Here is a 22,790-nt window from a genome sequence, read left to right on the forward strand (position 1 = left end):
TGTTTCAAAAAAAGCCGCCGCGGATTTATTCCGGGGCGGCTGCTTGTTATTGAACTTGCGTGTACAGTTTTTGCATGTACTCGTTCACTTCGTCGGCTGCTTGGAACATCATGAACGAATGTTGCAAGATGATTTCCGGTGAGAAGCCGAGGTCGAGGTCGAGCGTTGAAGCGAGCGTGACGTCACGGTCGCTGTCGAGCACGCAACGGAAGTACTTGAACTCTTGGTTGAACTCGTTCAATGCGTTGAGGATCGGTAGGTCTTCGACGTAGTCCGGCACGTGCGTCACTGTCGCGGCGTATAGCTCGGCGTCAGTCGTCTTTTTGTTGAAGGCGATAATCATAACGGGCTGGGCCCCAGATTTAGTCGTTTCACGCGTTAAAAACGTGACGTGTGTTTCGGTCTCGCTCTCTTTGAACGTCATGTTGCGTTCTGCGACGAGCGCTTTGAATGATTCTACTTTTTCTTCAAAGTTCACAAAGAAATCCCCCTTAAAAGTCGTTACTCTAACTTTCCCCCATTTGAGAGGGGAAAGCAAGGGGAACTAGCGTTTCATCAACATTTTGATGGCTTCTTCGACCGTTTCCGACGTATCTTCGCCATCTTGTTGCGCCGTGATGATGCACTGCTCCAAGTTCTTGGCGACGATGATCGTCGAGGCGCGGTCAAGTGCCGATCGGGCCGCGCTCAGTTGTGTCACGACGTCGCGACACTCCTTGCCTTCTTCCATCATGCGGATGATGGCCCGGATCTGGCCTTCGACCCGTTTCATCCGGTTCAACACTTTCGTGTCGTATTGATACTGTTCCATAAGTTTCACCTCTATATTCAAATCGTTCAGTAACCCAACTAGTATTGTGTAGTCTCATCTTAATACGTGGGGGAGTATGTGTCGAGCAACAACGTTTAAGCCGAAAAAAATCAAGTGTTTGCCGATTCGTCAAACATTTCCCTTGCAATCACATACCATAGGGGGTATATTAATGACGTGGAAGCGAATTGTTCAATGAATCACAAAGTTTATCGGACGCCCGCTACCAAGCTGATCATGAATACGTGAAATGACTATAGATAAAAAGGATGGGTAAACAAAGATGAAAGCATCGGCTTTAAAACGTCAAATGGACTTTGAAGTCCCTGTAAACATCGTCGACGTGCGCGAACGCGACGAGTTTCAAGAAGCACACATCGCGGGGGCGGCGAATTATCCGCTCTCTGAAATAACGGAGTGGATTGATACGCTCGACACAGACCAAGAGTACATCGTGCTCTGTCGTTCGGGCGCTCGCAGCACGCAAGCTACTTGGCAAATGGAAGCAAAAGGTTATAAAGTGGTCAATATAGAAGACGGCTTGATGAGCTGGCCTGGTGAAGTCGTCAAAGGAGGAAATGAGCAATGAGTAAAAAAATCGTAATTGTCGGTGGGGTAGCAGGTGGTGCTTCGGCAGCCGCACGTCTCCGTCGCTTAAATGAAGAAAATCAAATCGTCATGTTCGACCGTGGCGAATATATCTCATTTGCCAACTGTGGTCTCCCATACTACATCGGTGACGTGATTCAAGACCGTCAAAAATTGCTTGTCCAAACAGTTGAGGGCATGAACAAACGGTTCCAACTCGATATCCGCAACTTGACGGAAGTGATGAAAATCAACCGCGCTGAGAAGACGGTGACGGTGAAACATGTCCAGACGGGTGAAACGTACGATGAGTCATACGACGTCCTCGTCTTGTCGCCTGGAGCGAAACCGATTCGTCCGAACATTCCTGGAATCGAGGAAGCAGAAGATATCTTCACGCTCCGAAATATTCCGGATACAGATAAAATCCGTAGCTACGTCGATGACAAGGCACCGAAACACGCGACAGTCATCGGAGGCGGCTTCATCGGAATCGAGATGGCTGAAAACTTACGTGAACGCGGCGTTGACGTGACGCTCGTCGAAATGGCGGATCAAGTCATGACACCGCTCGACCGTGAGATGGTCGCACCAATCCATGAACATATGCGTCTCCATGGCGTGGACCTCCAATTGTCAGACGGCGTGTCGTCGTTCTCTGATCAAGGGAAGAAGATTCATTTGACGAGCGGCCGTGTCATTGAAACGGACATGGTTGTCATGTCGATCGGGGTCATTCCTGAATCGACGATCGCCCGAGAAGCCGGTCTTGAGACGGGCACACGTGGCGCGATTCGTGTCAACGAGAAGATGCTCACATCGGACCCGAACATCTATGCGATCGGGGACGCGGTCGAAGTGCTCGACTATATCTTCAAAGAGCCAACGGTCGTTCCGCTCGCATGGCCAGCCAACCGTCAAGGACGCCTCGTTGCCGACATCATCAACGGCCGCGACGTGAAGTACAATGGGACGATGGGTACCGGGATCGCAAAAGTGTTCGACATGACTGTCGCTTCGACAGGATGGAACGAGAAACGTTTGAAAGCGGCCGGCAAAGAGTTTGAAGCCGTCCACGTGCACCCAGGTTCACACGCAGGCTACTACCCAGGATCGACTCCAGTTTCACTCAAACTGTTGTTCCATCCGACAACGGGTGAAATCTACGGTGCTCAAGGTGTCGGGATGAACGGTGTCGATAAACGGATCGACGTCATCGCGACAGCAATCAAAGGTGGTTTGACGGTCCTCGACCTGCCAGACCTCGAACTTAGCTACGCACCGCCGTTCAGCTCGGCGAAAGATCCGGTCAACATGATCGGTTACGTCGCCTCGAACGTCATCCTCGGTGACAACGAAGTCGTGCATTGGGACGAGATTGACGCATTGGTCGAGAGCGGCGCGACACTCCTTGACGTCCGTGACGAGTCTGAGCATGAGCTCGGGAAAATTCCTGGGTCGATCAACATCCCGCTCAACTCGCTCCGTGACAACTTGGACAGCTATAGTAAAGACGAGACGATCTACGTGACGTGTCAAGTCGGCCTTCGTGGCTACCTGGCTTCACGCATCTTGCGCCAAAATGGCTTCAAAGTGAAAAACTTGAGCGGTGGCTACAAGACGTGGTCACAAGTACGACGTGATTTTGACGCGCTCGAGACAGGTAAAACGGCAGATGAGACTGCTGCGACAGCAACGAAGGAGGCACCACCCGCAATGACGAATGAACCAGTCGGAGAACCGATTTTCCTTGATACATGTGGTCTTCAATGCCCGGGCCCGATTTTAGAAGTAAATAAAAAAGTGGCAGAGCTCGGCGAAGGCGAGACGCTCCGCGTCCTCGCAAGCGATCCTGGTTTCTTCGCAGACATCGAAGCATGGGCGAAAAAGACGGGCAATAAACTCGTCTCGAAACAGTTCGTAAACGGTCGCGTCGAAGCGATCCTTCAAAAAGGCAACGGCCCTGCGGCCGCCCAAGCAGGAGCACCAGCCGGCGACGGCGCTTCGATGGTCGTCTTCAGCGGAGACCTCGACCGTGCCCTCGCCTCGTTCATCATTGCTCAAGGCGCAGCGGCAATGGGGAAAGAAGTGACGATGTTCTTCACATTCTGGGGATTGAACGTCATTCGTAAACCGGACGCACCTGACGTGAAGAAGCAAGGTCTCGAGAAGATGTTCGGCATGATGATGCCTTCGCATGCTGGAGAACTTCCGCTCTCGAACATGAACTTCGGTGGGGTTGGCCAGAAAATGATGAAGAAAGTGATGAGTGACAAAAACGTGCCATCACTTGACCAAATGATTAAATCGGCACAAGAAGCAGGCGTCAAGATGGTCGCTTGTACGATGTCGATGGATGTCATGGGAATCAAAGAAGAAGAGTTGATCGACGGCATCAATCTCGGCGGTGTGGCAGCATACCTCGGGGCAGCTGAAGGCGGCAACTTGAACCTGTTCATCTAAGTAAATCAAGCAATCAGAGCGACTGGCCATGGGCCGGTCGCTCTTTCTATTGTTTGGAGGGTAAACTTGAAAATTGCTGAAAAAGATTGCATTCTCCACACACTTTTCCTATAATTCTAATCATGTTAAGAAAGTTGACATAACTTTTACTTATAACTAAACATACATATGGGGGATTGAAGATGGAGAATATGATCGAAAAGTTTGTTGGGCAAGCGAACGACCTGCTCTGGTCGTCGGTGCTCATCGTCGTTCTTGTCGCGTTAGGCCTTTACTTCACGATTCGCATGGGGTTCGTTCAGTTCCGCATGCTTCCTGAAATGTTCCGCCTTTTGTTCAAAGACGGCATGAAGCGTGAAAAAGGACAAGTGTCTTCGTTCCAAGCGTTCGCCATCGGGACGGCAGCCCGTGTCGGAACAGGCAACATCGCCGGGGTCGCGACAGCGATCGCGCTCGGTGGTCCGGGAGCTGTCTTCTGGATGTGGATCATCGCTTTAGTCGGTTCCGCCTCGGCGTTCGTCGAGAGCACGCTCGCACAGGTGTATAAAATTCGAGATGGCCGTACATGGCGCGGGGGACCGGCTTACTACATGGAGCGCGCCCTCGGGCAACGGTGGCTCGGCATCTTGTTTGCTATCCTTATCACGTTCTCGTTCGGTTTTGCCTTTAACTCGGTCCAATCGAACACAATTTCGCTTTCGATGAGCAACCAGTTCGGGGTCAGCCCGACAACGGTCGGTCTCGTGTTGGCTGCCATCACAGCAATTGTCATCTTCGGCGGCATCCAATCGATTGCGATGTTATCAAGTATAATCGTTCCAATCATGGCCGGCGGTTACATCCTGCTCGCTTTGTGGATCATGATTTCAAACGCTTCGCTATTGCCGAGCGTGTTCGGTCTCATCTTCTCTGAAGGTGTGCTCGGTCTCGAGCAACTGTTCGGCGGGGCGATCGGGGCGATGGTCCTTCAAGGGATCCGTCGCGGTCTGTTCTCGAACGAAGCGGGTATGGGGTCGGCTCCGAACGCGGCAGCGACTGCTGAAGTATCACACCCGGTCAAACAAGGCTTGATCCAATCGTTCAGCGTCTTCGTCGATACACTCATCATCTGTACGTCGACAGCGATGATCATCTTGTTGTCAGGTGTGGCTGGTTCGGATTCGTTCGCAGGTGTCGAATTGACACAAGCGGCGCTCACGGCTGAAATCGGTCCGATGGCGACATCGTTCCTGACGATTGCGATCTTCTTGTTCGCGTTCAGCTCGATCCTAGGAAACTACTACTACGGTGAGACGAACATTCAGTTCATCTCGAATAAAAAGATTTATGTCACGCTCTACCGCATCGGTGTCGTCGGGATGGTCCTCTTCGGAGCTGTCCGTTCGGCCGGTCTCGTCTGGTCGATCGCCGACGTGTTCATGGGACTCATGGCACTCGTCAACTTGTATGCGATTTTCCGTCTCGCGAAAGTCGCACGGCTCGTGCTCGACGATTATTTAGAGCAACGCCGTCAAGGAGACGATCCGGTATTTTATGCTGACTCGATCGAAGACCTGCCTGGTCGTGAATATTTAGAGGCTTGGGATAACGAGGAAGAAGAAGTCAAAACGGGTACGTTCCGTTCATAAGCAACAAACCGTCTACGAATCTACGTAGGCGGTTTTTTTGCGTCTGAAAGAAGGGTAAAGTGAAGAAAAGGGGGGCGTTCACTCATGGAGACGACACATTATATACGCATTTCCCCGGAAGTATGGGTCTCGTTCGGTCAAGATCCGGAGATGATTCTAGACTGGTTGCTTCACGTGCACGAGCAACACCGTGACACGTACGAGACGTTGACGCTTCCAAATATTGAACGGTTTCAACAAATACTCGGTCAAATCGAAGTGTATATCGACGGGAATGACACGTATAACTTGGAGATGGCCGTCATTGGGGAAGAGTTGGTCGTCAATGAGAAGCAAGCGGTCGTCGTCGGGATTTTGACGCCGCAGCTGCTTCATATCGTCAAAGACGCGATGAACGCCTTCGAAAAAGAAGATGTCGGAGAGATGGCGCTAGTGAATCGTGACAGTCTCGATGACATTTGGCTCAAATGGACACTGTTGAAGCGCTTCTGTGACGAGGCGAGCGAGCGGGATGAGCTCGTGTTGATTTATTATGAATGATATTGTCTGAATGGTATAATATTAAAAACCTGGAGGTAAGCTAAGTGGGCAATTTCTTTGTTAATTTGGCTTTGTTCTATATGATGGTTAGCCCCGCGTTTGCATATCGAGTCGGCCGAAAACGCGTTGCAAGGATGAATATTATAACGCTTTTGCTTTATATCGTGAGCTGGGGATATGTCCTTGAAGCGGGGACCCCTTCCGAACATCCTGTCTCGATACTTTGGGGTGTCTTGCTGTTCCTGAATCTTTTATTGGCTGTGATTACTAGCGCGATGTTCTTATATGAACGTCGGCCAAACCGTTCTTTGTTGTACATCGGTGTCACGGCGATCATTTTCTTTTTAGGAAGCTTGCTAGTCACTTATAGTCTCGATTCACGTGACATACTGTGGGAGATGTTGCTACAAGCGAGTATGACGACAGTCGTACTTTTTGTCACAAGCGTCATCTGGATTCGGCTGCGCCAGGTTGATCGACAGCCGGAGATGTAAAAAGCCCGACGTCATAGCGTCGAGCGGTGCTGTGAACTGCTTGGGGGGCATTGATTTAAAGTACTTATTATTCTATGGAGGTTCGCTGAATGTTATCTTGGTTAGGCATAACTAATGCAGATAAAACCGATAAAACTGAACGTCAGTTTTTTGGAAATGTGAAGAAAAAAACTATAACTTTAATTCTACTTACAGCTTTAATAGCACTTTATGGCGTTAAGGCTTTTTTAACTTACCTAATCCCAGCATCATATCTGGACGATGCACTCGTCGCCGTCCTACCAGGTACTGTAGGAGTTTTGGTTTCTTTAGTCTACGTCCTAATCTTAGAAAGAGTCCTACAAGATGAGGTCGACAACACCGAACGCTAGTAAGAGGGGCAGGTGTAATACCATTCAGACAACAAAAGCTCGACGCAACGGCGCCGAGCTTTTGTTCTGTCTTATTTCAATGCGATTTCAAGCGCTTTGACGTTCTCGCGCATCAAGTCGAAATAGCTTTGGTCCATCTGTTCTTTCGTGACCGATTCAAGGTTGTAAATCGTCACCGCTTCGGCACCGATTTCATTTTTGACGACTTCGGCCACTTTCGGTGTCACCGTGTCCTCGAACGCGATGTACTTCAAGTCATGGAGCTTTGCCTCTTCGATGACCCGCTTGAGCGCTTGCTGTGACGGTTCTTCAGACGGCGTGAGACCAGTGATCGGAAGCTGGTCGAAACCGTATCGTTCCGCCAAGTAGCCATAAGCCGCGTGCGTCACGAGGAGCTCTGACTTCGAACCGGCGTCGACAGCCGCTTGCAGCTCGGCATCGAGCGCGTCGGCTTCTTCTTTGAATGCGCTCAACCGATCTGCGAATTCGTCTTTATAGTCAGGCGCTTGCTCGGCGAACGACGCTTCGACCGCTTCTGCCATCGAGACGGCGTTCATCGGATCGAGCCAGACGTGCGGGTCGTATTGGCCGTGATCGTGACCGTCGTCCTCGCTGTGGCCTGCTTCTTCTTCCGTATGCCCATCTTCCTCGTGGCCATGCTCGTCTTCTTCATGGGCATGTTCGTCTGCTTCGTGGCCGTGCTCATCCTCACCGTGAACGTGGACGGTATCGTCAGCCGAGAGCAGAGCGATGTCTTCCGCGGTCTTCACGAACGTGACGTCCTCACTCGCGAGACTCTGCTCCATCGCCTCGACGTACGGCTCAAGGTCATGACCGATCGTGAGGAATAGATCAGCTTCCGCGATCTGTGTCATCTGTTTTGAAGTCGGCTCGTACGTGTGCGGGTCGGCACCTGGCGGGATCACCATCTCAACGCGGACGCGGTCGCCCCCGATCTCTTCGGCAATCGATTTTAAGGCGAATGTCGACGCGTATACCGTCAACTGATCGCTCGATTCGTCTGTAGCATTTGTAGCATTGCTCTCTTCGTTGTTGGCGCAACCGCCGAGTAAAAGTGTCCCGGCCGCGGCGACGCTCATTAATTTCTTGTTCATGTATTATTCCGCCTCTCATTCTCTATATCAACTATTAAACCGTAACGGTTACGCTCTGTAACTGCGTCTAATATTATAGGGGGCAGTCAAGCACACGTCAAGTCCGACTTCCGATGGATGGTTTTTAAAGAAAAAGGGAATATGATTAAAAAAAGAGCGAGGAGTGGATTTGTATGAGAAAGGAGACCGCCTGGTTTGTCGGGGGCGCTGCGTTAGCGGCGGCGACCGCGGCCGGGGCGAGCGTTTGGAATCAGTACGGTTCGCTCGTTAGATGGCAAGAACCAGAGATGACGGTTCGCCCGTCTATACGCAAACGACGAACCCACACGTACAAGGTCGTCAACGACCAACCGCTCCAATTCGATATATACTACCCACCGGGCGATGGACCGTTCCCGGTCGCCGTCTACGCGCACGGTGGCGCGTTCGTCCGCGGAGGCCGAGGCATGGTGACGTTGTTCCATCCCCTTCTCGATCATTTCTTGGGGAAAGGGTTCGCCATCGTCAGCATCGACTATCGCCTGTTCGAGGACGGTGTCTACTTCCCGGACAACATCATCGACGTGTCCGACGCGCTTTGTTACTTGAAACAACATGACGGGCTCCTCAATCTCGACATCAATCGATTGATCGTCTGGGGCGACTCGGCGGGTGCGGCGCTCGTCCTCGCGACGGCGCTCGACCGGAGTAAACAGTTCACAGGTGAACTCGGTGACGACGTACCGCCGGTGAAAGGGGTCATCGCGCTGTATCCGCCGACGAACTTCCTCTTGTTCAAGTTCATCCAGACGTGGCTTGCGCACTTGAAGTTTTACGAGGGCAGTCGCGAGACGTGGCGTGAATTGATGGTGAAATGTTCACCGGTCACACATCTGTATGACGACGCGCCGCCGATTCTCATCTTGCACGGTAAAAAAGACCCGATCGTCCCGTTCGGGCAAGCGCTCCATTTCGTCGAGCACGCCAGTGAGGTCGGGGCGAACGTCCAGCTCATCTCGTTCCCGAACGGTACCCACTCGCTTGCAAGTTTTCTCCAATCCGATAATCCGATTAAAGAAACACAGCTCATGGCCCGCATCGATCGTTTCATCGACGATGTCTTGACGTGACGTTGCGCTTTTTTAGAAAGATGTTACGATTGGAAAAGATTTAACGATTACGAAGGAGTGAAGAGTGTGACGGAACTTTGTTTAGTCCGACATGGTCAGACAGATTGGAATTTTCAAGAAATCATTCAAGGACGGGAAGATATCCCGCTCAACGCGCTTGGACATCGCCAAGCCGAAGAGAGCGCGGCTTTTTTAAGTCAAGAGAACTGGGACGTGATCGTCGCGAGCCCGCTCACGCGAGCAATCGAAACGGCCCATTACATCGCGGAGGCGTGCGGCATCAGTCCGGGCGAGATTATTCATGACGAACGGTTCATCGAGCGTGAGTTCGGCCATGCGTCAGGCAAACCGGTGCCGGGTATTTACGAGGCAGTTCAAGCGGACGATCAGGAACGGGTTCCGGGTCTTGAGTCGGAAGACGAGATGCGGGCCCGGGTGCTTGAAGGGATGGAACATCTCGTCGAGGCGCATAAAGGGAAGCGGATTATCGTCGTCTGCCATTCGCATGCGATCAAAGCCGCCCTATCGGCGGTCGATGACACGTACACGTTCCGCCATGCCATGCGGAACGCCTGCTCGAACTATATCGAACGTCGTGAAGATCAGTTCGTCGTAAAGGCCGTGAACGTCGCCGATCATATTACGAACGAGATCGTCACGAAGTGAGGAGAAGCTCATGACAACATTGCTCTGGATTTTCATCATCGCATCATTTGTTGTCGCGTTCGCGGGATTGATCTATCCGGTCATCCCGAGCGTGCTGTTCTTATTCATCGGTTATGTGATTTACGGATTCGGGTTCTCGTTTGAACCGCTCACATGGACGTTTTGGCTCTGGCAAATCCTGTTCTTGATTTTCTTGTTTGCGGTCGACTACATCGTCACACGGGCGACAGTCGACAAGCGCGGCGGCTCGGAACGGGCGAAGTGGGGCGCGACCATCGGTTTGATTGCCGGACCGTTCATCTTCCCGCTCGTCGGTGTACTCATCTTCCCGTTCATCTTTGCGTTTTTAGCGGAGCTCACGCTCGGCAAAACGACGCGCGAGGCGTGGAGCATCGGCGTCGGGACGGTGCTCGCATTCCTTGGTAGCACCGTGCTCAAAGTCATCGGGATGACAATGATGGTCATCTTGTTTTTCATGTATATCTAAAGGCGGAGAAAATTCTTCGTCTTTTTTGGTTGAGCCGTTTACAAAAACGGGGAAAGAAAAACAAGACCGTTCGCTTATTCGAACGATCCTGTCTTGACGAGCTGGGTGAAGGCAGAGCGGCTGAACGACTGTTGCTGCTCGACTTGTTTTTCGAAGAACGACGGTTTGAGATTGGCGTCCGCCACCCCTTCTGAGATCAAGGAGTCGAGAACTTGTTTCGTCGGATCTTGTTTTGGCAGGAGCATCAACCCTTCAGCGACGAACGTGTGATGGTTCGATAGCGAACGCTCGCTCGTGAACGTCATCGCGATGGCCGCGGGACGGTTGTTGGCCGAGGTGATGACCGCCTCTGCTAAAAGAAGGATCCGTTTGTTCAAATAGTGGTGGAGCATGACAGCAAATTCGGTCGGGACGAGCATTTCGAGGAGCCATTCATTATCGTGTTCTTTCGAGATGATCAACCCGTCGAGCAGCTCGATCGGGAGGTTTAACTCGTTGCCGTACTCGTCTTGGACGAGGCGGACTTGGACCAGACGGAACGTTTTCATCGTATCGATCCCTTCCACGTTTTCTTTAACTCATCTTAACATAGTCTGATTCGAAGATTGTGTTACGATAACGGGGAAGCGACGTGAATATCAGAGGATAAGGAGGCATCACAATGAGTTGGATTGTTGGCATAATCGGATATATCACGATCCTAGCAATCGGTTATTACGGTGTCCTTTTCTTCAAAGTAAAGCAAGAACGGAGTCGAGCCGGGTATCGCATCTTTCTTTTGCTCGCGGGACTGTTCTTCGTGAGTGGGAGTGACTATATCATCGCCTTGTTCCGGGGGGACACGGAGGCGACGTTTTGGCAGCGGACCATCTATTTCATCTTGATTTTGATTTCCCTTTCGATCGCACTTTACTTTCGGAGAAAAGAAGATAAACTCCACGCGCACGAAATGACGACGGCATAAACAAAAGGTTACGGGACGCCCCGTAACCTTTTCTTTATTTTGGAATCCTTGTTTGACGGATCATTTCGAGCTTTAAATCCCAAAGCGGCTTGCTGAACGTGACCGCATATACTTCCGGCAACCGAAGTCGCTTGTACTCTTCCCATAGGCCGTTCATCTGCTCATGGTGATACTGGCGGATGTCTGTCGCACTCGGCAAGTCGTACACGCGCTTCCCATCTAGGAAGATCGGTTCGAGCAAACGCTTGACGGTGAAGTTGCGCGTCTTGATCCGGAACGCCGGGTCACGCACGTCGATCAAGTCGATCTCCGTATACGTCTCGACCGGTTCGTCGGCGAGCGCGATGTAATCCCCTTTGAACTTGCCCGTCTCGTTATCGATGATCCGGTAAAGTTCTTTCTTGTGCGGGGTCGTCGTCTTCACTTTCGAGGACGACACTTTGATGACCGGTTTCAACTCGCCGTCGGCCCCTTCACGGGCGACGAGCTTGTACACCATCCCGAGGGCCGGCTGTTCATAAGCCGTGATCCCGCGCGTCCCGACGAGGAACGTGTCGGCTTCAGCGCCTTGCATCCGCAAGTCTTGGATGACGTACTCGTCGAGGTCACCTGAGACGACAATTTTAACGTAGTCGAGACCGGCCGCGTTCAATGCTTTCCGAGCCCGTTTTGATAAGTAGGCAAGGTCGCCCGAATCGAGACGGACCGATTTCAAGCGATGTCCTTTCGCCTCGAGCTCTTTTGCGACCGTGATGGCGTTCGGGAGCCCCGATTTGAGCGTGTCGTATGTGTCGATCAACAGGCTCGTGTTGTCCGGATACATCTCGGCAAACGAACGGAATGCCTCGAGTTCCTCATCATGGAACTGGATGTCGGCGTGCTCCATCGTCCCTCCGGTCGGGACGTTGAAATCACGTCCTGCCGAAACGAGGCTCGTCACGTCAAAGCCGGCGATGTAAGCGGCGCGCGTCCCATAGTAGGCGGCGTCGACGCCTTGGGCACGGCGGGCCCCGCCTTCAAGCAACGTCTCATTCGGCGCGGCTTGACGGATTCGGGCGTACTTTGAGGCAATGAGTGACTCATGGTTAGCGATGTTGAGGAGCGCCGTTTGGAACAGCTTCGCCTCGAAGATCGTCGACTCGATCCGGACGACTTGTTCGTGCGGGAAGATGATTTCACCTTCGCGCACACTATAGAGAGAACCGGTGAACTTGAAGTTGCGGAGGACGTCACCGAACTCGTCCTCGAACCCGAGCTGTTCTTTCAAATAAGCGATATCGGCTTCCGTGAACGAGACGTTCTCTAAATAGTGCACGATATTTTGCAAACCGGCGAAGACGACGTAACCGCCGCTGAACGGGTTCGAGCGGTAGTAAAGATCGAAGACGACTTTTTCGTTATGACGGCCTTGTTTCCAATAAATATACATCCAGCGTGGGAGATAAAGGTCGGTATGAAGCGCTAAGTTGCGATGTAACATTGTAGTTTCCTTTCTATTTGGCGTCACTTCCCGGTCACAGTAGCTCCGAGGGTCGTGACAAAATGTTCGAGCGCCCAGTCGTGTCCGACCGGGTTAAAGCTTTGAACCGCGTCCGCATGGACGACGATCTTGTATCCGAGGTTGTACGCATCGACGGCCGTATGGAGCACACAGATGTCGGTGCATACACCGACGAGATGGACTTCATGGATGCCGCGCTCACGTAGGCGAAGGTCAAGGTCTGTGCCTGCGAAGGCGCTGTAACGCGTCTTGTCGATCCAATGATCGGCGCGTTCGGCGGCGGATTTGACGGCGCCGTACAACTCGCGACCTTCCGTGCCCCGAATGTTGTGGGGTGGAAACAACGTCGTTTCAGGGTGATACGTGTCGCCGGCGTCATGGACGTCGTTCGCGACGACGACGTAGTCCTCTGTTGAAAATTCCTCGATCAACTGGACGATTCGTTCTTCTATGTCTTGCCCGGGTTTCCCGCAAGTCAAACGACCCGTGTCTGCGATAAAATCAAACGTATAATCAATGACGATCAATGCCCGCATGGGAAGTCTCCTCTCTCTTGTGAAGAATGATTTGGCTATCTTTCTTATTCTAAATCATTTTACGGCATGCGAAAAAGATTATTTTCGCGCTTGGTCGGGTAGTAAGTGTAAGAGGAACTGCAATCGAAAGGGGAATCAGCTGATGATTTTGTCATCGACCGAACTGTCTGAACAGTTGTCACGATTACCGGGCTGGGAAGTTGTCGAAGGGGAGCTACAGAAAACGTATCGCCTTGAGACGTTTCCGGAGGCGATCCAATTCGTTCATCTCGTCGCCGATATGGCCGAGACGCTCAACCATCATCCGAACATATTGATCGAGTATCGCAACGTCACGCTCACCGTGTCGACACACGACGAAGGAGGCATCACAGAGAAGGACATCATGCTCGCGAAAGGCTGTGAGGAATTTGTCTAAACTGTTTATGACGTTCGCCTCAGGCAGTGTCGCCGACCGGTTGCGCAAGGAACCGGGCGTCATCGTCGCGAGCGGCAACGAGACAATCTTGCTTGCCGAAGGGGACAAGTCCCCGTTCCAGAGTGGGAAGACGTTCCAAATCGAAGAAGCGGCAGGACAATTCGCGGCGACAGGGAATATCATCTATGCGAACATCCCGGTCGACTCGAACGCCCGGTCGCTCTTGTTCCACCGATTGCTGACAGAAAAGTCCCGTCTCGGGTCTGGGCACAACGGATTTGCCGCGTATCGGCTCGGCGTTGACCCGGACGACAACCATGGGATTGTCATCATTCAATTCACTGAAGAAGGAAATCGGTTCCGTGATTCGACCGACTACTTACTGTTTCAAGAACGATTGAAAGAAGCCGTCGAACAAAAAGGGGCCGGTCCGATCATAAAACACTATGTCGTCAGTGAACCGGATAACCTATAATAAACATAACGTCACGTTAGGGGAGGATTTTTTTATGAACAAGAACTACTTCTGGATGGGTCTGGCGGCAGGTGCTATTATCGGTGCCAGCGCATCGCTGCTCCACAAAGAGACACGCGATCAGCAGATCAGACAGCTCAAAGGGATGAAGTCACGACTCAAGTCGACGGACACATCGACGCAATCACATTCGGTCGGGCTCCAAGCCTCATCGAAAAGCAGCTTGAAAGATCGCGTCATGGACTTGAAGGCGTTGTACGAAGAAAACCAAGACACGATCCAAAACCTCGTCGAAGACGTCAAAGACTTGGTCGACGCGCTCCAAGACGCACGTCATAAAAATCAGATCTAATTCAAATGGCCAAGCGCTGAGCGCTTGGCCATTTTTTCATAAGAACCGTGCGAACAAGCCGAAAACGGCGAGCCCGATAATGACGTAGAAAATCCATTTGCTATCGCTCGAGTGGACGACGGGCGGAGCATACTTCCGCGGCTTGTACTTCCCGTAACGGAGCGGACGCGAGTAAGGCACCGTGAAACGAGACAGCGGGATCGCGAGCAAGAACCCGGCCAAGAAGCCGTACACGTGTCCCCAAAGCGACACGTTCGCCCCGATGAGCGTGAACACGGCGCTGATGGCAACGAAGATGAAGACGAGTCGCGCATCTTGACTGTTGATGAGCGTACGGCGGAAACGGCCGATGAACACGTAGAAGCCGAGAATCGCTAAAATCGCACCCGAAGCACCAGCTTGCAAATAGAACAGTTCGCTCACCGTGAAGAAGGTCAACAAGTTGGCGAGTGCCCCAGCTACAATGTAAAACACGGCGAACTTCACATGACCGACCATGCGTTCCATGGCGGGGCCAAAAATGATGAGCGCGAACGAGTTGAACAGCAAGTGACCGAGCCCTAAATGAATGAAGTTGGCTGTCACGAGACGGTACCACTCGCCTTGGGCGAGCGCGAGGTGGAACGACCCTCCGAGCGCGACGATACGCAGTGAGGGCATCAAAGAATCGATGACAAACACGAGCAGTTGGATTACAATGAACAGCGTTACGAGCGGATACGCCCGTACGAACGTTTGAACATTCTCAGTACGACTAAACATAGCATCACCTCTTTCCTTAATTGTATAAGGAAACGAGTGGAAAAGGAAAGGAGCGAGTGTCCTATGATTGCGGGAATCGGAATCGATATCGTCGAGCTAGAACGAATCGCTCGCTCGATCGAACAACCTCGCTTTATGAACCGAGTGCTGACGGAGGCAGAGCGCGGGCTCGCCCTCACGTATTCAGACGAACGCCGAATCGAGTTCGTCGCCGGTCGGTTCGCGGCGAAAGAAGCCTACGCCAAAGCGGTCGGGACAGGCATCGCCCGCGGCTTGTCGTGGCAACAGATCGAAATATTGCCGGACGAGACGGGACGCCCGCATATGACGGCGCCTCACCCGGGCCGGATCCATGTCAGCATCAGCCATAGCGAACGGTACGCCGTCGCACAAGTCATCATTGAAGAGGGGGATCACCATGTTTCGTCCAAGTTGGATTGAAATCGACCGGGCGGCGATCGCCCACAACATCATCGAAATCAAAAAACGTATCCCGCAAGCGCTCATGGCGGTCGTGAAAGCGAACGCCTACGGGCACGGGGCCGTCGAGGTCGCGCACATCGCGCTCGCAAACGGGGCAACGATGCTCGGAGTCGCCTTGCTTGAAGAAGCGATCGAGCTTCGAGACGCCGGTATCACCGCCCCGATCCTCGTCATGGAAGCACAGTTCCCAGAATACGCCGGAGTCGCGGCCGAGCATGATGTGACGCTCTCCGTGTTCTCGGCCGACTGGTTACGTGAGGCGAAAGCGTATGTGACCGAGCGCCCGCTCACCGTCCACGTCAAAGTCGACACGGGCATGGGGCGTCTCGGCTTGCGGACGCGGGCCGAACTTGATGCACTTCTCGACGCAGCCGACGACCGCTTCGACGTCGAAGGGATTTATACACACTTCGCGACGGCCGACGAACCGGACAGTCCGCTCTATTACGAGCAACAAAAGCGGTTCAGTCAGTTGATCGACGGACTCATCCCGCGCTTCCGCTACATTCATACATCGAACTCGGCCGGGGCGATCCGGATGGCCGGAGAAGATGTTCCCTATAACCTTGTCCGGGTCGGCATCGCGCTGTACGGGTTATACCCATCGAGCGAGATGGCATCGGCGTATGCGTTCTTGAAACCGGCGTTCACATTGAAGAGCAGACTCATGCAAGTGAAGACGCTTGAAGCCGGGCAGACGGTCAGCTATGGTGCGACGTACACGACGACGGCCGATGAATGGATCGGGACGGTACCGGTCGGTTATGCCGATGGCTGGATCCGCAAGGCGAGCGGCTTCGATGTCGACGTCGCAGGCGTTCGCTGTCCGATCGTTGGACGGGTGTGCATGGACCGCTTCATGATCCGCCTCCCGCACGAGTTCCCGGTCGGCACCGTCGTCACGTTGATCGGCGGGCCGGTCGCCATCGATGAACTCGCGGCACACCTCGGGACCATCAATTACGAGGTCGTTTGTCAATTGACGAGTCGATTGCCACGGCGCTACGTGTAAATCATAAACGTGTGAAATTATCTGAATTCTTTCGTGAATTCTCTATATTTTCCCATTCTTGCGTGTTATATTGATAAAGAACGCGGGAAAAATTCCGCCAATCACCGAAACGATTCTGGAGGTGCAAGATGTTGAAACAGCGAACTGCGGGTGCTCTAGTGTCCGTTCCAGATCGGTTCTCGCAGCATGTGAGTCCGATTTCGATGAAAGATCGTGAATCACTGTCATTGAACGATGTAGTGACGTACTTGTCTAAGGAAATTGCTGATCGACAACAAGCACTGCGTGAAGAATTGGCGAAAGGCTATCAAGAGATGGCTGCGTTTAATTTGAATATGGCAGAAGAGATGCTGATGATTGAGACGGAAGCCGAACATGCTCTCTTACGTCAAGTAAGCGGGGTGTGAGCGGAGTGATCGTAAAGCGTGGTGACGTGTTTTATGCGAATCTGTCGCCCGTAGTCGGTTCAGAGCAAGGTGGAGTTCGTCCGGTTCTCGTCATTCAAAACGATATCGGCAATCGCTTTAGCCCGACCGTCATTGTCGCTGCGATTACGGCTCAGATCCAGAAAGCAAAACTGCCGACTCATGTGGAAGTATATCAAGTCAAACACGGCCTCGAACGAGACTCCGTGATTTTGCTTGAACAGATTCGAACGATTGATAAGCGTCGTCTGACGGATAAAGTCACTCATCTCGATGATGAGACGATGCACAAAGTTGACCGAGCGCTAGAGATCAGTATGGGATTAATCCCGCTCTAGCTTACATATAACTAAACCGGTACATGGGTATCGGTTTTTTTTCAAACAGATCGATAAAAGTGGTTTCAAATCCTGAAATAAGGGAAATATGATTAATCGTACTCAATTTTTCTATGCGTAACATTAGGAGGGAATATACAATGGATTTAGCGATTCGCGAGCAAGTCATTGGAGAACAATTACACCTTTACGTTTCTGGAGAGGTAGACACATATACGGCACCAAAATTGAAAGAGGTCTTGCACCCGGCGATTACGGAACAAGATGTCATCGTTCATTTGGACGAAGTCGACTATATGGACTCAACAGGTCTCGGCGTCTTCGTCGGCGCACTTAAAATTGCCAAACGTAACGAGAAAGAGTTATCGCTCGTCGGCGTTACCGATCGCGTCAACCGTCTCTTTGAATTGACAGGCCTAGACAAGTTATTGTCGATCAATACAAACGTAAGAGGTGGCACGAAATGAGTAACATCGAACAGACGGTGATGACGTTCCCGGCCAAACCGGAATATGTCGGCGTGGTCCGTTTAGTCGTCTCAGGAATCGCTAACCGTATGGGATATACGTACGACGAGATCGAGGATATTAAAATTGCGGTCTCGGAAGCGTGTGGCAATGCTGTTCAGCACGCTTATGAAGACCAAAAGGGTGAAGTGAAGCTCACGTGCGGTGTCCACGACGACCGCCTCGAGATGACGATCGAAGACTCGGGCAAGACGTTCGCAGACGACGTGAAACGCCAAGCGGCTCCGGTCGAGGAGACGGCGGAAATCGAATCGCTTCACGAAGGGGGACTCGGTCTTTTCCTCATTGAAGCGTTAATGGATAACGTCTCGATCAACAAGGACAACGGTGTCAAAGTGACGATGACGAAACTCCTTAACAGGGACGAGGTGGATCAGAGTGCCAGCAAAATCTCAACAACGCCATCACAGTGATGATGAAGTATTAGAGTGGATTGAGCGCTATCAACAGGACGATCAAAACGAAGAAGTCCAGATGCTCCTCATCAACCGATACTCAGACCTTGTTGAAGCGCTCGCTCGAAAATTCTCGCGTGGCCGGGCCATCCATGATGACCTCGTGCAAGTCGGGATGATCGGGTTGCTCGCCGCACTTCGCCGTTTCGACCCGGAGTTCGGACGCAGCTTCGAATCATTCGCCGTTCCAACGATCATCGGTGAAATCAAGCGTTTCATCCGTGACAAGACGTGGAGCGTTCACGTGCCGCGTCGGATCAAGGAGCTTGGACCGAAAATCAAGAAGACGGTCGAAGAGCTGACGACAGAACTGCAACGGTCACCGCGCATCGATGAGATCGCCGAATACCTTGGCGTTTCCGATGAAGAAATTCTCGAAACGCTCGAGATGGGCAAGAGCTATCAAGCGCTCTCGGTCGACAGTTCAATCGAAGCGGACAATGAAGGCAGCACGGTCACACTGCTCGACCTCGTCGGCAGCCAAGAGCGTGGGTATGAGTCAGTCGACCAGCGCCTCATTCTCGAAAAGGCGTTCAGCGTCTTGAACGAGCGGGAACAAGCGATTTTAGAATGTGCTTACTATAAAAACATGAGTCAAAAAGAGACGGGCGAACTCCTCGGTATTTCCCAGATGCACGTGTCACGTCTACAACGACGCGCGCTCGAGAAATTGCGTGAGGCCATCAAAGTCCCGCTCAACGAAGTATTCTCAAACGATGACTAAACGGTCATCGTTTTTTTGTCGTCTTCTACAGAGTTTGCTACACTTCAATAGAGAAGAGAAAAGGAAGTGATTCGATTGATTACGAAGATTGCGAACGAATTGAAGCTGAAGACGAGTCAAATCGAGACGGTACAACAACTTGCGTCGGACGGAGCGACGATCCCGTTCATGGCCCGCTATCGAAAAGAGATGACGGGGAATTTGGACGAAGTCGAGATCAAAGCGATCCTCGACTCGCTCCAATATGAAGAGAGTCTCCAAAAACGGAAAACGGACGTCCTCGCAAAACTCGAAGAACTCGAGAAGGCGACGCCGGAACTGACACGGGCCATCGAGGTCGCGACGAGTCTCCAACAAGTCGAGGACATTTACTTGCCGTATCGTCCGAAGCGCCGAACGAAAGCCGAGCAAGGACGAGAGAAAGGGCTACAGCCGCTCGCTGACTGGTTCCGGGAAGCATCTGCTTATTCGGTACAACAAGCAGAGGGACTCACGGGTGAACTGGCGCTAGAAGAGGCGCTTCCGTTCGTGCAAGCAATCATCGGGGAAGAGTGGGGGGAAGAGGCAACGCTCCGCCAGACGCTGCGGACGAAAGTGCGGAACGAGGCGCTCCTCCGGTCCCAAAAGAAAAAGGCGGCAGAAGATGAGAAAGAAGTGTTCGCCCAGTATTACGACTACGAGGAGAAAGTAGTCGGCATCGTGCCGCACCGCATTCTCGCGTTGAACCGGGGCGAGCGGACCGACGTGCTCCAAGTGAAGCTCGTCTTTGATGAGACGTTGTTCTTGAAACGAGCACTCAGTAAGTTCGATCGTCTTCCGACCGAGAAACGGGATGTTGTGACGCTCGCTATAAAGGACGCGTTCAAGAAATCGGTCTTCCCGGCCATCGAACGCGAAATCCGCAGTTCGTTGACCGAGACGGCTGAAGAACAAGCGATTGACGTCTTTGCGAAGAACTTGAAGCAGCTCTATATGCAGCCGCCGCTCCGTGAAGTCGTCGTGCTCGGCATCGACCCGGCCTATCGGACCGGCTGTAAGTGGGCCGTCGTCAACGAGACCGGGAAAGTCGAAGAAGTCGGCGTGTTCTATCCTACGGCGCCGAAGCATGACGTGGCCGGTTCAGAAAAAGTGCTCTCATCTCTCGTAAAACGCTATCCGATCTCCGTCATCGTCATCGGCAACGGGACCGCTTCGCGTGAGACCGAGCAATTTGTCTCGAACTGGCTGAAGACGGCCGAGCGTGAGATCGCGTACGCAATCGTCAATGAAGCCGGGGCCAGCATATACTCGGCTTCCGAGATTGCGCGATCTGAGTTCCCGGAGTTGAAAGTCGAAGAACGTTCGGCTGTATCGATCGCCCGCCGGATCCAAGATGCGATGGCCGAGCTGGTGAAAGTCGACCCGCAATCGGTCGGGGTCGGACAGTACCAGCACGATGTCAGTCAAAACAAATTGAAAGGCTCACTCGAGTTCGTCGTCGAGAGCGTCGTCAACATGGTCGGTGTCGATGTGAACCGGGCTTCCGAGTCGTTGCTCACGTACGTATCGGGCCTCAATAAGACGACGGCAAAAAATATCGTCGCGTATCGTGATGAGTTCGGGCGCTTCAATACCCGCAAAGAAATCAAGAAAGTGCCGCGGCTTGGGGCGAAGGCGTATGAGCAAGCAGCTGGCTTTCTTCGTATCACGAACGGGAGCGACGTGCTCGACCAAACCGAGATCCACCCAGAGAGTTACAAGTTGACGTTATCTCTATTGAAGGAACTCGGTGTCTCGAAAGCAGCGGTCGGCACGGCCGGGTTGCGAGATCGGTTGAAATCGGTCGATGCCCGAGTGCTCAGCGAAACGCTTGAGGCGGGACTGCCGACGGTCGAAGACATCTTGAAGTCACTCGCCAAGCCGGGCCGTGATCCACGTGAGGATATTCAAAAACCGCTCTTACGGACGGACGTCATGAACTTAGAAGACTTGCAGGTCGGGATGGAGTTCCAAGGGACTGTCCGCAACGTCATCGACTTTGGGGCGTTCGTCGATATCGGGGTCAAGCAAGACGGGCTCGTCCACATCTCGAAGTTGTCGAACCGCTACGTCAAACATCCGCTCGACGTCGTCGCGGTCGGGGACATCGTCACCGTCTGGATCGAGCAAGTCGATGCCAACCGGGGTCGGATCAGCCTGACGATGCTAGAGCCTAAAAAACAATAAATCTATATTAGTAAGAAGAAAGTCGGAGTTGAGCAAAGTGGTTTCATTTTGCTCAACTTTTTTTGTTGAAAAGTGTTGACGGTCGTTTTTGACCGTGATATCTTATAGAGGTCGCTAAGAGCGCGGCATGAAAATTTAAAGCTTTTCTAAAAAAGTGATTGACACGTTTCGGGTTTGCGGTTACAATTTAAATCGTTACTTTGAAAGATTCAAGCAACGTTCCGCAATAGCTCAGTGGTAGAGCAACCGGCTGTTAACCGGTAGGTCGTAGGTTCAAATCCTACTTGCGGAGCCATTTTATTTTGGAGACGTACCCAAGCGGCTATAAGGGGCTCCCCTGCTAAGGGAGTAGGCTGGGAAACCGGTGCGAGGGTTCGAATCCCTCCGTCTCCGCCACTTACTTTTTAGAAAACACCAGTTAAACAAATGGCCCGTTGGTCAAGCGGTTAAGACACCGCCCTTTCACGGCGGTAACACGGGTTCGAATCCCGTACGGGTCACCATATATGGAGGATTAGCTCAGCTGGGAGAGCACCTGCCTTACAAGCAGGGGGTCGGCGGTTCGATCCCGTCATCCTCCACCATTTCAAATTTAAGCGCGTATACTGGTCTTGTGGTGTAGGGGTTAACATGCCTGCCTGTCACGCAGGAGATCGCGGGTTCAAATCCCGTCAAGACCGCCATTTACGTTGGGCTGTAGCCAAGTGGTAAGGCATTGGATTTTGATTCCAACATGCGAAGGTTCGATCCCTTCCAGCCCAGCTTATATTTGAGCCATTAGCTCAGTTGGTAGAGCATCTGACTTTTAATCAGAGGGTCGCAGGTTCGAGCCCTGCATGGCTCACCATTTTTATTCCTCGTAACATTTAATTACGCTGCGGTCGTGGCGGAATCGGTAGACGCGCTAGGTTGAGGGCCTAGTGGTGGTTAACACCGTGGAGGTTCAAGTCCTCTCGACCGCACCATGCACCCTTAGCTCAGCTGGATAGAGCGTTAGACTACGAATCTAAAGGCCGGGAGTTCGAATCTCTCAGGGTGCACCATTTTTATTATGGGCCTATAGCTCAGCCGGTTAGAGCGCACGCCTGATAAGCGTGAGGTCGGTGGTTCGAGTCCACTTAGGCCCACCATCTTAACTGACGAACTTTGAAAACTGAACGATGAGGCAAAAAAGTTTTACAAGTTTTGATTGAAGCGCAAGCTTCGTCATTTTCAAGAGCTATATCAAATTCTTTGGAGAGTTTGATCCTGGCTCAGGACGAACGCTGGCGGCGTGCCTAATACATGCAAGTCGAGCGCAGGAAATCGACGGAACCCTTCGGGGGGAAGTCGACGGAATGA

Annotated in this window: 28 protein-coding genes, 10 tRNA genes and 1 rRNA gene; 32 read left to right on the forward strand and 7 right to left on the reverse strand. The window is 52.3% G+C overall.

Annotation, left to right across the window (positions count from 1 at the left end; all coding sequences use genetic code 11):
• Window positions 1-46 precede the first annotated feature (46 nt).
• Together EVJ26_RS08875 and EVJ26_RS08880 are read right to left on the reverse strand one after the other, a co-directional pair.
• Window positions 47-478 carry a type III secretion system chaperone family protein gene (locus EVJ26_RS08875; RefSeq protein WP_016509669.1) on the reverse strand — a complete coding sequence of 144 codons (432 nt, stop codon included), beginning with the start codon at window positions 476-478 and terminating at the stop codon, window positions 47-49.
• 66 nt (window positions 479-544) lie between these two features.
• Window positions 545-811, reverse strand: a complete 267-nt coding sequence (locus tag EVJ26_RS08880) for a metal-sensitive transcriptional regulator (protein WP_016509666.1) — start codon at window positions 809-811, stop codon at window positions 545-547.
• A 283-nt stretch (window positions 812-1,094) separates the two neighbouring features.
• Between EVJ26_RS08880 and EVJ26_RS08885 the strand changes: the two genes are divergently transcribed.
• The 6 genes from EVJ26_RS08885 to EVJ26_RS08910 all read left to right on the forward strand — a co-directional run bounded on the left by EVJ26_RS08885 (window position 1,095) and on the right by EVJ26_RS08910 (window position 6,895).
• Window positions 1,095-1,400, forward strand: coding sequence for a rhodanese-like domain-containing protein (locus tag EVJ26_RS08885; protein ID WP_016509667.1), 306 nt, complete (start codon window positions 1,095-1,097; stop codon window positions 1,398-1,400).
• Complete coding sequence (locus tag EVJ26_RS08890) at window positions 1,397-3,862, forward strand: CoA-disulfide reductase (protein ID WP_131470277.1); 2,466 nt, start codon at window positions 1,397-1,399, stop codon at window positions 3,860-3,862. Before EVJ26_RS08885 ends, EVJ26_RS08890 begins: the two co-directional genes overlap by 4 nt.
• Before the next feature lie 182 nt (window positions 3,863-4,044).
• Window positions 4,045-5,490 carry an alanine/glycine:cation symporter family protein gene (locus tag EVJ26_RS08895; protein ID WP_131469061.1) on the forward strand — a complete coding sequence of 482 codons (1,446 nt, stop codon included), beginning with the start codon at window positions 4,045-4,047 and terminating at the stop codon, window positions 5,488-5,490.
• An 84-nt stretch (window positions 5,491-5,574) separates the two neighbouring features.
• Window positions 5,575-6,030, forward strand: coding sequence for a hypothetical protein (locus EVJ26_RS08900; RefSeq protein ID WP_131469063.1), 456 nt, complete (start codon window positions 5,575-5,577; stop codon window positions 6,028-6,030).
• A 44-nt stretch (window positions 6,031-6,074) separates the two neighbouring features.
• Window positions 6,075-6,524, forward strand: a complete 450-nt coding sequence (locus tag EVJ26_RS08905) for a hypothetical protein (RefSeq protein WP_131469065.1) — start codon at window positions 6,075-6,077, stop codon at window positions 6,522-6,524.
• Between the two features lie 89 nt (window positions 6,525-6,613).
• On the forward strand, window positions 6,614-6,895 hold the full coding sequence (locus EVJ26_RS08910; RefSeq protein WP_131469067.1) for a hypothetical protein: 282 nt from the start codon (window positions 6,614-6,616) through the stop codon (window positions 6,893-6,895).
• 71 nt (window positions 6,896-6,966) lie between these two features.
• Here EVJ26_RS08910 and EVJ26_RS08915 read toward each other — a convergent pair whose 3' ends face one another.
• Window positions 6,967-8,010 carry a metal ABC transporter solute-binding protein, Zn/Mn family gene (locus EVJ26_RS08915; protein WP_131469069.1) on the reverse strand — a complete coding sequence of 348 codons (1,044 nt, stop codon included), beginning with the start codon at window positions 8,008-8,010 and terminating at the stop codon, window positions 6,967-6,969.
• Window positions 8,011-8,183: 173 nt separating this feature from the next.
• Between EVJ26_RS08915 and EVJ26_RS08920 the strand changes: the two genes are divergently transcribed.
• From EVJ26_RS08920 to EVJ26_RS08930, 3 genes are all read left to right on the forward strand, one after another.
• Window positions 8,184-9,119, forward strand: coding sequence for an alpha/beta hydrolase (locus EVJ26_RS08920; RefSeq protein ID WP_131469071.1), 936 nt, complete (start codon window positions 8,184-8,186; stop codon window positions 9,117-9,119).
• Between the two features lie 66 nt (window positions 9,120-9,185).
• Window positions 9,186-9,785 (forward strand): histidine phosphatase family protein, encoded by a 600-nt coding sequence (locus tag EVJ26_RS08925; RefSeq protein WP_131469073.1) that lies wholly within the window; start codon window positions 9,186-9,188, stop codon window positions 9,783-9,785.
• A gap of 10 nt (window positions 9,786-9,795) precedes the next feature.
• On the forward strand, window positions 9,796-10,272 hold the full coding sequence (locus EVJ26_RS08930; protein ID WP_070329213.1) for a DUF456 domain-containing protein: 477 nt from the start codon (window positions 9,796-9,798) through the stop codon (window positions 10,270-10,272).
• A 74-nt stretch (window positions 10,273-10,346) separates the two neighbouring features.
• Here EVJ26_RS08930 and EVJ26_RS08935 read toward each other — a convergent pair whose 3' ends face one another.
• Window positions 10,347-10,838, reverse strand: coding sequence for a YwpF-like family protein (locus EVJ26_RS08935; RefSeq protein ID WP_236633760.1), 492 nt, complete (start codon window positions 10,836-10,838; stop codon window positions 10,347-10,349).
• Between the two features lie 95 nt (window positions 10,839-10,933).
• Here EVJ26_RS08935 and EVJ26_RS08940 point away from each other — a divergent pair, with 95 nt between their 5' ends.
• Window positions 10,934-11,236 (forward strand): hypothetical protein, encoded by a 303-nt coding sequence (locus EVJ26_RS08940; protein ID WP_016510524.1) that lies wholly within the window; start codon window positions 10,934-10,936, stop codon window positions 11,234-11,236.
• A 34-nt stretch (window positions 11,237-11,270) separates the two neighbouring features.
• On the opposite strand, the gene EVJ26_RS08945 is transcribed toward EVJ26_RS08940, so the two are convergent.
• Window positions 11,271-12,716 carry a nicotinate phosphoribosyltransferase gene (locus EVJ26_RS08945; protein ID WP_131470278.1) on the reverse strand — a complete coding sequence of 482 codons (1,446 nt, stop codon included), beginning with the start codon at window positions 12,714-12,716 and terminating at the stop codon, window positions 11,271-11,273.
• Between the two features lie 23 nt (window positions 12,717-12,739).
• Window positions 12,740-13,273, reverse strand: a complete 534-nt coding sequence (locus tag EVJ26_RS08950; RefSeq protein ID WP_131470279.1) for a cysteine hydrolase family protein — start codon at window positions 13,271-13,273, stop codon at window positions 12,740-12,742.
• A gap of 142 nt (window positions 13,274-13,415) precedes the next feature.
• Between EVJ26_RS08950 and EVJ26_RS08955 the strand changes: the two genes are divergently transcribed.
• From EVJ26_RS08955 to EVJ26_RS08965, 3 genes are read left to right on the forward strand one after another with little or no spacing between them, the layout of a single operon-like run.
• A complete protein-coding gene (locus EVJ26_RS08955) occupies window positions 13,416-13,691 on the forward strand; it encodes a 4a-hydroxytetrahydrobiopterin dehydratase (protein ID WP_131469075.1) in 276 nt (91 codons plus the stop codon).
• Entirely contained in the window at window positions 13,684-14,166 is a 483-nt protein-coding gene (locus EVJ26_RS08960) for a hypothetical protein (RefSeq protein ID WP_236634026.1), read from the forward strand. The genes EVJ26_RS08955 and EVJ26_RS08960 overlap by 8 nt, the downstream gene beginning before the upstream one ends.
• 34 nt (window positions 14,167-14,200) lie before the next feature.
• A complete protein-coding gene (locus EVJ26_RS08965; RefSeq protein ID WP_070329219.1) occupies window positions 14,201-14,518 on the forward strand; it encodes a hypothetical protein in 318 nt (105 codons plus the stop codon).
• A 36-nt stretch (window positions 14,519-14,554) separates the two neighbouring features.
• Here EVJ26_RS08965 and EVJ26_RS08970 read toward each other — a convergent pair whose 3' ends face one another.
• Window positions 14,555-15,280, reverse strand: a complete 726-nt coding sequence (locus tag EVJ26_RS08970; RefSeq protein WP_131469079.1) for a rhomboid family intramembrane serine protease — start codon at window positions 15,278-15,280, stop codon at window positions 14,555-14,557.
• Window positions 15,281-15,343: 63 nt separating this feature from the next.
• Between EVJ26_RS08970 and acpS the strand changes: the two genes are divergently transcribed.
• The 19 genes from acpS to EVJ26_RS09065 form a co-directional block, all read left to right on the forward strand.
• The gene (gene acpS / locus EVJ26_RS08975; RefSeq protein WP_070329221.1) at window positions 15,344-15,721 is read left to right on the forward strand and encodes a holo-ACP synthase; all 378 of its coding nucleotides are present in this window, start codon (window positions 15,344-15,346) and stop codon (window positions 15,719-15,721) included.
• A complete protein-coding gene (gene alr / locus EVJ26_RS08980; protein WP_131470280.1) occupies window positions 15,699-16,775 on the forward strand; it encodes an alanine racemase in 1,077 nt (358 codons plus the stop codon). Before acpS ends, alr begins: the two co-directional genes overlap by 23 nt.
• Window positions 16,776-16,903: 128 nt before the next feature.
• Window positions 16,904-17,182 (forward strand): hypothetical protein, encoded by a 279-nt coding sequence (locus EVJ26_RS08985; protein WP_070329223.1) that lies wholly within the window; start codon window positions 16,904-16,906, stop codon window positions 17,180-17,182.
• 5 nt (window positions 17,183-17,187) lie between these two features.
• Window positions 17,188-17,538, forward strand: a complete 351-nt coding sequence (locus tag EVJ26_RS08990; protein WP_016510516.1) for a type II toxin-antitoxin system PemK/MazF family toxin — start codon at window positions 17,188-17,190, stop codon at window positions 17,536-17,538.
• A gap of 140 nt (window positions 17,539-17,678) precedes the next feature.
• Complete coding sequence (locus EVJ26_RS08995) at window positions 17,679-18,005, forward strand: STAS domain-containing protein (protein WP_016510528.1); 327 nt, start codon at window positions 17,679-17,681, stop codon at window positions 18,003-18,005.
• Window positions 18,002-18,478: an anti-sigma B factor RsbW gene (gene rsbW, locus EVJ26_RS09000; RefSeq protein ID WP_131469083.1), complete on the forward strand. Its 477-nt coding sequence runs from the start codon at window positions 18,002-18,004 to the stop codon at window positions 18,476-18,478. The genes EVJ26_RS08995 and rsbW overlap by 4 nt, the downstream gene beginning before the upstream one ends.
• Window positions 18,444-19,244: an RNA polymerase sigma factor SigB gene (sigB, locus tag EVJ26_RS09005; protein ID WP_131469085.1), complete on the forward strand. Its 801-nt coding sequence runs from the start codon at window positions 18,444-18,446 to the stop codon at window positions 19,242-19,244. The genes rsbW and sigB overlap by 35 nt, the downstream gene beginning before the upstream one ends.
• Before the next feature lie 66 nt (window positions 19,245-19,310).
• Window positions 19,311-21,449, forward strand: a complete 2,139-nt coding sequence (locus EVJ26_RS09010) for a Tex family protein (protein WP_236635540.1) — start codon at window positions 19,311-19,313, stop codon at window positions 21,447-21,449.
• A 220-nt stretch (window positions 21,450-21,669) separates the two neighbouring features.
• Window positions 21,670-21,744 (forward strand) — tRNA-Asn (locus EVJ26_RS09015).
• A 9-nt stretch (window positions 21,745-21,753) separates the two neighbouring features.
• Window positions 21,754-21,845 (forward strand) — tRNA-Ser (locus EVJ26_RS09020).
• 32 nt (window positions 21,846-21,877) lie between these two features.
• A tRNA-Glu gene (locus EVJ26_RS09025) sits at window positions 21,878-21,952 on the forward strand.
• Between the two features lie 5 nt (window positions 21,953-21,957).
• Window positions 21,958-22,033: transfer RNA gene (locus tag EVJ26_RS09030), tRNA-Val, on the forward strand.
• A gap of 23 nt (window positions 22,034-22,056) precedes the next feature.
• Window positions 22,057-22,132: transfer RNA gene (locus tag EVJ26_RS09035), tRNA-Asp, on the forward strand.
• A 7-nt stretch (window positions 22,133-22,139) separates the two neighbouring features.
• A tRNA-Gln gene (locus EVJ26_RS09040) sits at window positions 22,140-22,211 on the forward strand.
• Between the two features lie 9 nt (window positions 22,212-22,220).
• Window positions 22,221-22,296: transfer RNA gene (locus tag EVJ26_RS09045), tRNA-Lys, on the forward strand.
• A 30-nt stretch (window positions 22,297-22,326) separates the two neighbouring features.
• A tRNA-Leu gene (locus EVJ26_RS09050) sits at window positions 22,327-22,414 on the forward strand.
• 1 nt (window position 22,415) lies between these two features.
• Window positions 22,416-22,492: transfer RNA gene (locus tag EVJ26_RS09055), tRNA-Arg, on the forward strand.
• A 10-nt stretch (window positions 22,493-22,502) separates the two neighbouring features.
• A tRNA-Ile gene (locus EVJ26_RS09060) sits at window positions 22,503-22,579 on the forward strand.
• A gap of 100 nt (window positions 22,580-22,679) precedes the next feature.
• Window positions 22,680-22,790: ribosomal RNA gene (locus tag EVJ26_RS09065) — 16S ribosomal RNA — on the forward strand; the annotation flags it as partial.

Source organism: Exiguobacterium sp. SH3S1 (assembly GCF_004337105.1).
Classification (GTDB): Bacteria; Bacillota; Bacilli; order Exiguobacteriales; family Exiguobacteriaceae; genus Exiguobacterium; species Exiguobacterium aurantiacum_A.

Coding starts and splice junctions, on each gene's coding strand:
- EVJ26_RS08880 (WP_016509666.1), bottom strand. CDS start 811: ATGGAACAGTATCAATACGACACGAAAGTGTTGAACCGGATGAAACGG.
- EVJ26_RS08885 (WP_016509667.1), top strand. CDS start 1,095: ATGAAAGCATCGGCTTTAAAACGTCAAATGGACTTTGAAGTCCCTGTA.
- EVJ26_RS08890 (WP_131470277.1), top strand. CDS start 1,397: ATGAGTAAAAAAATCGTAATTGTCGGTGGGGTAGCAGGTGGTGCTTCG.
- EVJ26_RS08895 (WP_131469061.1), top strand. CDS start 4,045: ATGGAGAATATGATCGAAAAGTTTGTTGGGCAAGCGAACGACCTGCTC.
- EVJ26_RS08900 (WP_131469063.1), top strand. CDS start 5,575: ATGGAGACGACACATTATATACGCATTTCCCCGGAAGTATGGGTCTCG.
- EVJ26_RS08910 (WP_131469067.1), top strand. CDS start 6,614: ATGTTATCTTGGTTAGGCATAACTAATGCAGATAAAACCGATAAAACT.
- EVJ26_RS08915 (WP_131469069.1), bottom strand. CDS start 8,010: ATGAACAAGAAATTAATGAGCGTCGCCGCGGCCGGGACACTTTTACTC.
- EVJ26_RS08920 (WP_131469071.1), top strand. CDS start 8,184: ATGAGAAAGGAGACCGCCTGGTTTGTCGGGGGCGCTGCGTTAGCGGCG.
- EVJ26_RS08930 (WP_070329213.1), top strand. CDS start 9,796: ATGACAACATTGCTCTGGATTTTCATCATCGCATCATTTGTTGTCGCG.
- EVJ26_RS08940 (WP_016510524.1), top strand. CDS start 10,934: ATGAGTTGGATTGTTGGCATAATCGGATATATCACGATCCTAGCAATC.
- EVJ26_RS08945 (WP_131470278.1), bottom strand. CDS start 12,716: ATGTTACATCGCAACTTAGCGCTTCATACCGACCTTTATCTCCCACGC.
- EVJ26_RS08950 (WP_131470279.1), bottom strand. CDS start 13,273: ATGCGGGCATTGATCGTCATTGATTATACGTTTGATTTTATCGCAGAC.
- EVJ26_RS08955 (WP_131469075.1), top strand. CDS start 13,416: ATGATTTTGTCATCGACCGAACTGTCTGAACAGTTGTCACGATTACCG.
- EVJ26_RS08965 (WP_070329219.1), top strand. CDS start 14,201: ATGAACAAGAACTACTTCTGGATGGGTCTGGCGGCAGGTGCTATTATC.
- EVJ26_RS08970 (WP_131469079.1), bottom strand. CDS start 15,280: ATGTTTAGTCGTACTGAGAATGTTCAAACGTTCGTACGGGCGTATCCG.
- acpS (WP_070329221.1), top strand. CDS start 15,344: ATGATTGCGGGAATCGGAATCGATATCGTCGAGCTAGAACGAATCGCT.
- alr (WP_131470280.1), top strand. CDS start 15,699: ATGTTTCGTCCAAGTTGGATTGAAATCGACCGGGCGGCGATCGCCCAC.
- EVJ26_RS08985 (WP_070329223.1), top strand. CDS start 16,904: ATGTTGAAACAGCGAACTGCGGGTGCTCTAGTGTCCGTTCCAGATCGG.
- EVJ26_RS08995 (WP_016510528.1), top strand. CDS start 17,679: ATGGATTTAGCGATTCGCGAGCAAGTCATTGGAGAACAATTACACCTT.
- rsbW (WP_131469083.1), top strand. CDS start 18,002: ATGAGTAACATCGAACAGACGGTGATGACGTTCCCGGCCAAACCGGAA.